Source organism: Alteripontixanthobacter maritimus (genome assembly GCF_003340475.1).
Taxonomy (GTDB): Bacteria; Pseudomonadota; Alphaproteobacteria; order Sphingomonadales; family Sphingomonadaceae; genus Alteripontixanthobacter; species Alteripontixanthobacter maritimus.
In genome coordinates this window covers 2,647,375-2,658,196 of sequence record NZ_QBKA01000002.1, presented here as the reverse complement: position 1 = coordinate 2,658,196, position 10,822 = coordinate 2,647,375, and the positions used below count along the sequence as shown (strand labels likewise).

Genomic DNA, 10,822 nt, shown 5'->3' with positions numbered 1-10,822 from the left:
GGGTGGAAGAGCGGCTCGACGGATCGCCGCCATCATCGTAATCGATGAAGGCTGGAAGGCGCTGGACGACGATGTGTTCGTGCGCCGGATCAAGGATTGGGAGAAGACCATCCGTAAGCGCAACGGGATCGTGGGTTTTGCCACGCAAAGCGCGCAAGATGCGCTGGAAAGCCGCATCGCCAGCGCCATCATAGAACAGGCTGCAACGCAGATATTCATGATCAACCCAAAGGCGCGTGCCGAGGATTATATCAACGGCTTCGGCCTTTCGCGTCACGAATACGATCTGGTGCGAACGCTACCCGACAATTACATTGTTTTTCATCCGGCACGGCAATGATAGCGTGGTTGCCCGGCTCGATCTGACCGGCGAGAAAGATCTGCTCACCATCCTCTCGGGGCGCGAAAGCTCCGTTCGTCTGTTCGATGAACTTGCAAAAGAACATGGAACCGATCCAGCGAAGTGGATGGGCCCGCTGCTTGGAAAGGCGGCCTGAGGTTTGGCCTGTCCAGCGATCCTTACCGGCGACGATTTTCTTGTTCGCGTGCTGGACATATCGACTGTCAGGCTCAGTTGATCGGCAGCTATGGCTGGCAGCGCTCGGCCAACCCGGATCGCTCACATCGATTGTCATGACCGGACTTCTCACACTGTTTGTAGCACTGTTCGGTATCAGATTGCTGTTCGGACAGCTCCCGGTGCGCGCGACGTAGTGTCTGACGTTATCAAGATCGGTATGTGCTTACGCTCGCTTTTTCCTGGCCGGCGTTTCGGACAGTCATTCATGATGTGGTGCTGGACGGTCCGGCCGAGATTGCACGGGCTGCCGGGTCACCGGTGATGCCAGGCGAAGGAGTTTCGTTCGCGCGGCAACTTCAGGATGCTGACAATGCTATCGTGCGCCTGACCGAAGCCGGCACAGGACGGAATGTGGGCGCATTAGTCGATGATGCTGCAACCGGGCGGAACATTCAAAGGCAGCGCGCTGGAAGACGAAAATTCGTTCGGATGGTCGCGGCTTGTCTATCTTGCAGGAATCTTCGGATCATTAGCACTTTTGAGAATAACAGCAGGAGTGCTCCTGGCCCTTGCTCCCCTTGCGGCAGGACTCCTGCTGTTCGAAAGCCACGCGCGGCATCTTTTCCGGTTGGCTTCGGCGGGCTTGTGCTCACATTACTTGCCTCGGTCGGTGTAACCATCGCCCTTGCTGCCAACTTGCAATCATTGGGCCTTGGCTAGCGATGCATTGCGTTTGCGAACCCTTGGTTATGCAACGCCGTCCGCTCCGATCGAGCTTTTCGCTCTGAGCTGGCCTTTGCGATCGTGCAGTTCGCCATGATTTGGCTACTGGCGAAGGTCGCTTTTACGCGCGGATGGATCACCTTGCCGGCGTTTCCCAATATTCGCGAGCGGCTTAGTCCGGCACCTGTCAATATTGCGCCGGAGCAACCGCAAGCACTTGCGGTAAGCCGCGTTCAACGTATCGCAGACAGTATGGAAACGCAGATCAGACGTGAGGAGCATTTGCGGACCGAGCGTACAGCCTTTCGTACACTTGGCAGTCGCAGCGGATGGCGGTAGTGATACCGCTTCCTCCAATGGCCGGTCGCCAGTGTTCCCCAGAGCGCCTTGGCAGTTCATGGCGCCGAACATCACGTCGTAGCTCTGCGTCCGCTCAGCGGCGGGATGGTAAACCATGAACGCTCATCACAAAATTGATGGTGAGGAGGTGGTGATTGCAGATAGCTGGGCTACCAGTGTTACCGCTGATCTCGAGCGGTCATGCCGCATCGCATGGATCGTGGCAGGAATATCGGCAATCGCCGCGCTGCTGCTGGCACTTGCGATTGTGATCATGTTGCCTTTGAAAACGGTCGAGCCCTACACTTTGCTGGTCGACCGGCAGACAGGATATGTCGAGGAGCTTGCCCCGCTCGAACGTCAGGTTGTCTCCCCCGACGCAGCGCTGACCCGATCGTTTCTCGTGCAATATGTCATCGCGCGCGAGAGCTATGACACGGGCAGCATCCAGCGTGATTATCGCAAAGTCGCTCTTTGGTCCGAAGGCGATGCAAGGCAGCGCTATATCCGTCAGATGCAGCCGAACAATCCGGCGAGCCCGCTGTCCTACCTGCCGCGCAATGCGGCGCTGAATGTCGATATCAAAAGCGTGTCTTCACTGTCTGCCGACAGTTCGCTTGTCCGGTTCACAACGACCCGAACCGATCCCGGGGGGCAACCGCAAGACCCGCAACATTGGGCCGCTATCATTAACTATCGCTTTTCCGGAGCGGAGATGACCGCCGATGACCGCCTGCTCAACCCCTTGGGATTTCAGGTAACGCGCTATCGCAAGGATGCTGAAACGCTTCCCGACCCGCTCGTAATATCCGATCCGCTAGTGACACCAATATCGCGGCGTCCGCAACAAGAGCGGAGGCAGGACCAGTGAAACAATTGCTTCCCCTCTTGTTACTCGCGTCCTGCGCACCTCCGGTAGCTTCAGGCCAACTGGCACTGGCCGATACTATCAGATACCAACAGCGGCCCTCAGAGCTGAATGCACAGCAATGGGGTTATAGCGTCAAAGGTGACCGCGAAGTTCGTCCCGCAGCGATCGGCGATGACGGTTTTAAAACTCAGATCCAATATGCGCCGGGTCAAGCCTTACCCGCCGTTTTCGCTATTGGACCGGCAGGCGAAGAAGAAGTCGTCAATGGCTATATGCGCGGTGACTTTTTCGTCATCGACCGTGTCTACAACGAGCTGGTGTTTCGGATAGATCGCAAACGTGCCGTCGCTCGGCGTAGCGCTACTGCGAACGATACCCAATGACTGAGGCACTTCATACGGCCCAAACAGATGACGATGTGCGGCCCGTGATCGCTACTGGTAATGCGAACAATATCGGGCTTTGGATATTCTTGAGTACGCTACTTCTTGGAGGCGCTTTTCTATTTTCGGCCCTGGATGCCCGTCGCGGTGATGTGACCGCGCCAAGCACAATGGCAACCACCTCCGACACCAACTCCCGTATTTCTTCGCCGCCACCTTTGGCACTGCCTTATGACCAGCGCGATTACCTTGATAGTCGAGGAAACCTCCCTCGCGTCATAGGCAGGATCCCGATCGCCGTTCGGCCGGAACCGCCTGAACGCCTGCCAATCCCGTCGCCCGTTCAGCAAACCAGTGTGTCGCCTCAACAGGCGCAAGCTGACCCTCCGGTGTTTCAAGACTCATACAGACCGCTGCCTCTGGATACGGCCGAACGCGGTCAGCCTGTCGCAGGTCCGCCGCCTGTAAGTGACGAGGAAGGCGATCAAAACCGCGTTCGTGCCCGGCGGCTCGCAAACCCGTCAGTGACTGTTCCCCAGGGCACGGTAATCCCGGCCGTTCTAGAAACTGCAATCGATTCCACCCGCCCGGGCGGCGTCCGTGCGTTGGTTCAGCGCGACATTCATGCATTCGACGGCTCCAGAGTGCTTATTCAACGGGGAAGCAGACTGTATGGTGAATATGAAGCCGGCATCGATGCGGGGCAAAACCGCGCATTGATACGCTGGACACGGCTAATACGCCCTGACGGCGTAACAATCGCGCTCGACTCCCCCGCCTCAGACCCGCTTGGCCGCGCCGGCGTCAAGGGTAAGGTCGACAGCAAATTCTTCCAGCGGTTCGGCGGCGCATTGTTGCAGTCCGTGCTCGACATTGGTGTTGGAGTAGCAACACGCGAAGCGACCGACGGTGTTATCGTGGCGCTTCCCGGCAGCACACAAAACGTGACACCGCGCGTTACCACGCAAGAGATTCAGCGAACCCTGAAAATCCGGCATGGCACCAGCGTATCGGTGTTTGTCGCGCGCGATCTCGATTTCTCGACCGTTGAACTGTGATGGTGGAGGCCGGTTACTATCTCGACAGCTTCCTCGCGCCCCTAACGCCCTGGCTGGCACGGGCAGATATAACCGACATCTGGATTAACCGGCCCGGCGAAGTGTGGGTTGAAGCCATCGGTGGCGGAATCGAACGACATGACGAACCGCAGCTTACCGAGCAGCTACTGGGACGTCTTGCAAAGCAAATTGCAGCCTTTGGATCGCAAGGCCTGAGCCGTGCCAATCCCTTGCTGGCTGCATCGTTACCGGACGGGTCGCGGGTTCAGGTGGTAGGACCGCCAGCAACGCGCGCCGGGCATATCATCGCGATCCGGCGTCATGTAGCCTCCGAACTGTCGCTATCCGACTGGGAAGACGACCAGGCGTTCTCCAGCTTGGCATCAGGCGGGACAACCATCGACAATGAACGCAGCTGGCATACCGTCGGTAGTCGCAATGCCGCAGCAGTTCTGCGCGATGCCGTTCGGGAGCGGCGAAACATCATCGTTTCAGGCGGCACCTCGACCGGCAAGACCACCTTCTTAAACGCTCTTCTTGCAGAAATTCCGGCTGAAGAGCGGCTTATTACGATTGAGGATACAGAAGAACTTCGTATCAAACATGAGAATGCAGTCGGCTTGATCGCGGCACGCGGGGATTTGAGCGAAGCCGATGTAACCGCCGAAGACCTGCTGATCGCAGCGCTGCGTATGCGACCCGATCGGATTATTCTGGGCGAGTTACGGGGCCGCGAAGCATTCACATTCCTGCGCGCTGTAAACACCGGCCATCCCGGATCGATGACCACGATACACGCCGATACGCCGCAACGCGCTATCGAGCAGCTTGCGCTGCTGGTTTTGCAGACAGGCTCCAAATTATCACGTGATGATGTTCGCCACTATGTCCGAGAAAGCGTCGATTTGTTCGTTCAACTTGAGCGCCGGGACGGCAAACGCCGGGTTGCACAAATGTTGATGGCGCGATGAGAAGCGAACGATGACCTTACCGCTACGATCCCTGTTCGAACCCGCCGGTCAATCCTCGATTGGCGCGTCTGTAGATTGGCTGACCGGGACGCTGCTAGGCAGCCTCGCCATCGGTCTTTGTATCATTGCAGTCGCAGTCGTTGGTTTGACCATGCTGACCGGAAGACTGTCCTTGCGCGACGGCGCGCGGGTCGTTCTGGGCTGTTTCATTCTGCTTGGCGCGCCGATCATCGCAAACGGGTTCATGAAGGCCGGTACTGATATCGGTACCGCCCCCTCCCTACCAATGGACACTATGGTTGCTGCACCCATTAGGGATCTGCCTCCGGCCGACTACGATCCCTATGCCGGCGCGTCTCTGCGCGACGACCGTTAAAAGGTCGCCGTCGGTTTTAACCAACCCCGGACCGAATACCGGCCACGATCGAGGCAGCTCCGAACAGGATGAAACATCCCACGATGACTGTAGCACCGAACCGCCAGTTCATCCGGCCCGTCAGCATCATAAAGCCAACAGCAGCCACCGCCATTACGGCGACAACTGTGGCGACGGTCCCAAGCAACGTTCCCTGCAGCCATTCGACCGCATTCACCAATACGCCAGAGCCTTCCGGATCCATAATCGCCTTCCCCAATACCGATATTGCTGTGTATCGGCGGTTATGATGGAGAGCAATATCGTTTGAGTTACATAGATAAATGCACTCAAGCCCGACTTCGCAAAAAATCGGATTGAAACTTAGAATTAAAGCTTTGAGGTTGTGATAGGAGCTCTCAGTTGCAGAAACATTTCCGCTACGTAAGCGTAGAGCAATCACGGAGCTGCGCTGCAGATTATGAGCCTTCGCAGATTTCCTACCTTACCCTATTTGATATAGACAAGTAACATCTATTCCAGCGATGAATTAATAATAACCTATCTTGTCAACTCGAAGATAGGAGTACCCATGATAGAAGGTTCGCATTTCCATCCGATGCCCAACACGCGCCGATGTCATCAAAAACGGAAGCTCGAAAACTTGGTACGAATACTTGCCAAGAAATTCGTGCCGGTTAATAGATCGAACCGCCAACACCTGGTTGGCAGTTCGATCATAGACATCTACAGTTACAATTCGAGAATTATCAGCTGAATTATGAACGTCTACTAACATACGCCAGGTTGCCACTCGTGATCCGGTCGGTATTGAATCCGTGTAAGGTCCGTATGTGAGGTAGGACGAACTGGTATTGATGTTGGCTGCCCATCCATCGCCATCAGCATAACCAACCAGATGAGGTAGGGCCTCGGCCTCCCACGCTGCGGTAAACTGCTTTTGCACCGCAACGGCGGTGCGATTGTTCGCCTTATCGTAATTGTACCGAGAGTTTGCCCCCTGACCGTCGCTAACCGCTATCAGGCGCCCTAATGCATCATATTCATACGATATTACGCTTTGCGCCGACAGGCTGGTTGGCAGAACCAGCGAACCAGCTATCAAGATGGACCGTAGCTTCATAAGATAGCTGACCTCTTCCGCAGAGCCGATAGCATAGACAAGACATCCTACTTGGCAATCCAGTTTTAATCCTGGTCATGCGTTGTGATAAATTTCCGGACGCATTCGGGTTTCAGCGTTGATTATAAGAAATGCTCGGTAATCTTCAGGTGGTTTGTCAATCTGCAAACTTTTGGAAACGAAGCATGGAAGACGAAGAGTTTCAGCGGATGCTGAGGCTGGTAGGAGGCAGCGAAAGATGAACCCGTCGGGATGAAGCGCCGACATCAAATGTCATTTTCCAGTCGGCTTAGCATCTGTAATTGAAGCGCTTCGCATACCGTCAATTTTTGGGCCGTTAGCGGTCGGTCCGCTTTGGAAAGATGCACGCGAGAAATCTGCCCTCCCACTGACATGATCAATGACGGGTGAGCACACAAGAATACTGACTATGCGGACAACCAAAATTCCCTACGTTCTTTGAACCCCGGGAGACTGCTGCAGGTAATGGCGCGCTCAATTCCTATAAGCTGCACAACAGCGTCGCAGCGCTCTTCATCGATCCTCATCCGACCTTTTCGAAGGGCAAGATAAACGGCCTCGATGTACCCGTCACCGACAAGCTCGGACTGAGCCGCTGGATGCACCAGCAGGTCCAGCGACCAAGCGGGGGCTTGGCCGTTCATCAGGCTTTGGGCTCGGGCCCGACCCTTCCGCTCATCGATAATAGGCAGAAATCCCTGCGACACAGCCACTCCAATCGTGGCCGCTTCGCCGTCGTCTAGCGAACCCGGTGAGCTGATCATCATCTCGAAAAGACGAACCGCAGCATCATCCATCTCCACGACCTTGACGACATTCTCCGATATCAGGCGCTGGATGAACCCGTTCTCGCCGTTGGCGTAACTGGTTTCATGGTTGAGCTCTTCGACCACCGTTTCAGTCAGAATAATGTCGTTTGGGATGGCCCGAAGCACCTGTTCACCAAACGTACAAGCGTTCAGGTTGATCAGCACGCTCGTATCGGGGACTATTGGAGTTAGCTTATCAGAGAGGGAGCTTAAACAGGTCATCCGTTTCGCTCTCCTCAAGTTCCATTTGATCGAGCAGAGCGCGCAACTCAAGTCGCTTGATTTTAAGAAGCTCGGCCAATTGTCCTTCTGACATCAGATCGCGTTTCCAGGCGGTGTAAACCATGAAGCTCATGCGATGAGAAACGGGCCGGTCTGCATCACCTTTCGCGGGGTCGGACTTACTCGCGGCATCGCCCAACACTTCACGCACCTGTGCAAAAGTAATGCCACCATGGGCCTTCAGCTTGTCCCATGCACCCCGCTTAACAAGTCCGAGCTCTTCCAGCCTCCTCACACAGGCTTCGCGTGAAATGCGGAAGTGGTGCGCCTGTACGATGATTGGCCTGCGGGTAATCTCAGAGCCAGCTGTGAGCTGACGCCACGCCGCTTCAAAGCTCTTGCGCGGTGAGAGAAAGGCGCGCCCAAACGCGTGAGCATATCGCTCTTCGCGTGACTGAAACTTTTCATTTTCCTCCAGCACCTCTGGAGCCTGACGTGTGCCAACGAAATGCCCCAGCTCGTGAGCTGCGGATTGAATACGTCGCTCCAGAGGGAAATTTGCATTCAATAGAATGCACGCTCCCAAAGTCTGGTCGTAGGTGAAGAGCGCGTCCACCTTCGATCCCTTCGACAGGCGTCGCTGGTGGAGTCGGATGCCGAGATCCAACTCCATAAGGGTGAAGATATCGGCGATTGGGCCAGAGCCCAATCCGAGCCAGTCGCGCAGCTCCTGCGCGTGCTGTTCTGCCAATTCGACGACATCGCCAGTGTTGATGCCCCTTTCGGGCGGGTAATTCTTAGGCCGCTCAATGCCAAGAATGTTCTCTAGCTCAACTTCAGCTCGAACGAGATCATTCAGCAGTTGCACTGCCTCACTGGTATGCTCATCCTCGGTTTCACGAAGTCGGCGGAAGCGTGGCACAAGGTCAGTATGGACTGCCTCGCGGCGCAGCAGGGCATTCACTGATACCCCATAATGGTTCGCAAGCGCCTGAAGCTCTTGAATGCGAACCCGCCTATCCCCCTTTTCAATCGAAACGAGGGTGGGGCGAGACATGCCAATTACCTTGGCGGCTTCGTCCTGACGGATTTTTGCGCTTTCGCGGGCAAGGCGAAGGCGGCGACCAATCTCCTGTGCGGTCAGCTCGTTTAGATCAGCCATGGCAACCTCCCCTCGTCCATAGTTGCAGAAAACTCTTTTCGCCGTGGCCCTGCTCGAATGCGGCCCATTCTTTCGAATGTTGCACGAGCATGTCCCGAAGCTGCCTAGTCACGTCATCTACTGACGATCCGACGGCTTCAGCGATTTGGAATGCGTGAGGCTTCAGGGCGGTATCTGGCACACAGGCCAAATCGGCCAGTTGTTGCAGGTGCCGCGCGCCCATGTAGCCGTAATCGTAAAGGGTGTTGGTGGCCCTGAAGCTGTTTTGCTTCGGCAGGGCATCACTAAATCGTGCGGCCCGCAAATCGGCAATGGCATACTTCTCGGTCGGCTCTTCAACGCCGGCGGCGTGCAAGCTCATCCTGCGCAAGAGGCACGCCGCACAAATGCCGCATTGGCGTACTTTCCCTCCCACGCGCACATTGGCCCGTTGCTGCCAGCACGAACGGGTATCAATGACTTGTTGGGGCTTTATGCTAGGCTTCGCCAGAAATGCCGCGATGGTCTGGCCTTTGGTATGCCAGAGGCGCGGTTGTTCATAGGTCAGGTCGATGCCAAGCAACGCCCTTACGAAACGCTCCATCTTTCTGAAGAAAGTCGGGTGGTTCCTGTAGTCTGGATAGATGTTCAGCAGGGGGAGCAACACTGGCCCCAATGCGCCCTGACCACTTTCAGGCACAATGATCCGGCTGACATTTGACAGCTGCGAGGCGATTGCAGTCACCGCCGCAAATTTGAAACCGCGCGAACGGGCGCTGGTCTCTGGATTCGGCTTCACCTTCACATCAAAGGGCAGGCGATCGAACGGCCGTTCATCTTTGCGCAGGCGTTGCTTGAATTTCGACACACGCACGCTCACGGCAGTGTCATCCTCGTTGTAGAGACCCGAGACACTTAGCGAGTCCAAGCCTTCGCTGTACGCAATGGCGAACGCCTTTTGCTGGTTTGGAAATAGCGGGCCTTGTCGCGGCTTGCTTGTGGCTGCGCCCTCATGGCGCACGAAGCTGAAACGCCACTGGTCACCAGTCAGATGGCGCAGGGTATCGCAAAGACTTTTTTGAACTGTCGCATCTTGCCAGGTCGCAAGCTCAATCACGGGCACAGTCACATGAAAGTGCCGTGCCCAATGTGCATTGCCGCGTCCCCAGCGACGATCTGCAAATTCGACTGCCGCGCAGACAATCAGCAGGTCGTGGTGGATGTTGCTCCAGCCCTCATGGCAGTAGCTGTCAAAGATGTCCTTATCGCACTTAATCTCTGAGCCGATGGTCGCATAAACGCGCCCCTTCGCGCCTCGACGCGGAGCCGCTAGTCCCGCCTCAAGTATGGTTAGGTCGCGCTCAGAAATCTTAGAAAATTCAATCATCACAATGACAGTATTGGGTCATCGAGACCGGTTCTTTTTTTGGCGTCCTGCTTGAACGCGTTCTTGTCGCAGCTCTTCACGGCATCCTGGATGCGCGCACAGTCGAGGCTCTTCGAGACTTCGCCCAATCCTTCATTGAGACGGTCGAGCTGGTCTTTGTGCATCGGGCCTTCCCGGTGCGCCTCTAGCCCAGCTTCCTTAATACGGGTGAGCGTCTTGCCGATATTGGTTTCGACACACGAGTCCAAGGCCTTGTCGATTGCATCGCGAGAGTTGTCGCCATCGTGCAGCCTCATGGCGACTTCACGTTGGAGGTCATCCGAAAATTCCGACTTGTCGTACTTTTCGAAGATGCCCTTGATTGATCCCTTCGGATCAAGATCGAGCTGCCCGTCCTCGCCATAGCTTTGCAAGTCGCGGATCAGCCCGTCGTTTCCTGACAGAATGCCGTTGACGATGGCATGGCTGCCAAGAGCGCAACGAGTGTCATGATCTTCAGCCTCATTCTGCACAGCTTCCGCAAACCGCCTTGAGCGGCTGTCGAGCTTTAAGTTTTTGAATGGGCCATCGGTCATGACTTGCTCCTATGGCAGTTTATCATGTCAAAAATCTGACATTGTCAATTCTTTTACGTATTATCCTGACATTTTGTGATCGATATGGTTAGGTATAGAGCTTGGGTTGCCAGGGCGAGATGACCGTCGATGGAGTCAGGTGAGGCTGAACACTAACGTTACGCCAGTCATTGGGGCAGCTCTAGGGCTGCTTGTGTCTGATTCCCGGTCGAGAAAATGCGGACCTGGCATAGGTGATCTCCAAAAACTGTTCTACTTATGTTCAGGTCGGTGTAAGGTCAGATCGGAAAGTCGGCGCGATCT

General features: G+C 55.7%; 10 protein-coding genes and 1 pseudogene. 6 read left to right on the top strand and 5 right to left on the bottom strand.

The window, feature by feature from the left end; genetic code table 11:
- From HME9302_RS13065 to HME9302_RS13030, 6 genes and pseudogenes are all read left to right on the top strand, one after another.
- Nucleotides 1-497, top strand: a pseudogene (locus HME9302_RS13065) (TraG/VirB4 family ATPase); the annotation flags it as partial.
- A gap of 1,200 nt (nt 498-1,697) precedes the next feature.
- Nucleotides 1,698-2,453: a VirB8 family type IV secretion system protein gene (locus HME9302_RS13050; RefSeq protein WP_115365361.1), complete on the top strand. Its 756-nt coding sequence runs from the start codon at nt 1,698-1,700 to the stop codon at nt 2,451-2,453.
- On the top strand, nt 2,450-2,836 hold the full coding sequence (locus tag HME9302_RS13045; RefSeq protein ID WP_230080014.1) for a TrbG/VirB9 family P-type conjugative transfer protein: 387 nt from the start codon (nt 2,450-2,452) through the stop codon (nt 2,834-2,836). The genes HME9302_RS13050 and HME9302_RS13045 overlap by 4 nt, the downstream gene beginning before the upstream one ends.
- Entirely contained in the window at nt 2,833-3,894 is a 1,062-nt protein-coding gene (locus tag HME9302_RS13040) for a TrbI/VirB10 family protein (RefSeq protein WP_115365359.1), read from the top strand. Before HME9302_RS13045 ends, HME9302_RS13040 begins: the two co-directional genes overlap by 4 nt.
- Entirely contained in the window at nt 3,894-4,865 is a 972-nt protein-coding gene (gene virB11, locus HME9302_RS13035; protein ID WP_115365358.1) for a P-type DNA transfer ATPase VirB11, read from the top strand. Before HME9302_RS13040 ends, virB11 begins: the two co-directional genes overlap by 1 nt.
- A 10-nt stretch (nt 4,866-4,875) precedes the next feature.
- The gene (locus tag HME9302_RS13030; protein ID WP_115365357.1) at nt 4,876-5,241 is read left to right on the top strand and encodes a TrbC/VirB2 family protein; all 366 of its coding nucleotides are present in this window, start codon (nt 4,876-4,878) and stop codon (nt 5,239-5,241) included.
- 16 nt (nt 5,242-5,257) lie between these two features.
- Here the strand turns inward: HME9302_RS13030 and HME9302_RS13025 are convergent, their stop codons facing one another.
- From HME9302_RS13025 to HME9302_RS13000, 5 genes are all read right to left on the bottom strand, one after another.
- Nucleotides 5,258-5,485, bottom strand: a complete 228-nt coding sequence (locus HME9302_RS13025; RefSeq protein WP_115365356.1) for a TrbC/VirB2 family protein — start codon at nt 5,483-5,485, stop codon at nt 5,258-5,260.
- A gap of 1,307 nt (nt 5,486-6,792) precedes the next feature.
- Nucleotides 6,793-7,359, bottom strand: coding sequence for a PIN domain-containing protein (locus HME9302_RS13015; protein WP_230079799.1), 567 nt, complete (start codon nt 7,357-7,359; stop codon nt 6,793-6,795).
- 31 nt (nt 7,360-7,390) lie between these two features.
- Nucleotides 7,391-8,578, bottom strand: coding sequence for a helix-turn-helix domain-containing protein (locus HME9302_RS13010; protein ID WP_115365353.1), 1,188 nt, complete (start codon nt 8,576-8,578; stop codon nt 7,391-7,393).
- Entirely contained in the window at nt 8,571-9,944 is a 1,374-nt protein-coding gene (locus HME9302_RS13005) for a 7-cyano-7-deazaguanine synthase (protein WP_115365352.1), read from the bottom strand. The genes HME9302_RS13010 and HME9302_RS13005 overlap by 8 nt, the downstream gene beginning before the upstream one ends.
- The gene (locus tag HME9302_RS13000; protein ID WP_115365351.1) at nt 9,944-10,519 is read right to left on the bottom strand and encodes a hypothetical protein; all 576 of its coding nucleotides are present in this window, start codon (nt 10,517-10,519) and stop codon (nt 9,944-9,946) included. The genes HME9302_RS13005 and HME9302_RS13000 overlap by 1 nt, the downstream gene beginning before the upstream one ends.
- Between the last annotated feature and the right edge of the window lie 303 nt (nt 10,520-10,822).

Excerpts from the sequence above, each read along its gene's own strand:
- HME9302_RS13050 (WP_115365361.1), top strand. The coding sequence starts at position 1,698 with ATGAACGCTCATCACAAAATTGATGGTGAGGAGGTGGTGATTGCAGAT.
- HME9302_RS13040 (WP_115365359.1), top strand. The coding sequence starts at position 2,833 with ATGACTGAGGCACTTCATACGGCCCAAACAGATGACGATGTGCGGCCC.
- virB11 (WP_115365358.1), top strand. The coding sequence starts at position 3,894 with ATGGTGGAGGCCGGTTACTATCTCGACAGCTTCCTCGCGCCCCTAACG.
- HME9302_RS13030 (WP_115365357.1), top strand. The coding sequence starts at position 4,876 with ATGACCTTACCGCTACGATCCCTGTTCGAACCCGCCGGTCAATCCTCG.
- HME9302_RS13025 (WP_115365356.1), bottom strand. The coding sequence starts at position 5,485 with ATGGATCCGGAAGGCTCTGGCGTATTGGTGAATGCGGTCGAATGGCTG.
- HME9302_RS13010 (WP_115365353.1), bottom strand. The coding sequence starts at position 8,578 with ATGGCTGATCTAAACGAGCTGACCGCACAGGAGATTGGTCGCCGCCTT.
- HME9302_RS13005 (WP_115365352.1), bottom strand. The coding sequence starts at position 9,944 with ATGATTGAATTTTCTAAGATTTCTGAGCGCGACCTAACCATACTTGAG.
- HME9302_RS13000 (WP_115365351.1), bottom strand. The coding sequence starts at position 10,519 with ATGACCGATGGCCCATTCAAAAACTTAAAGCTCGACAGCCGCTCAAGG.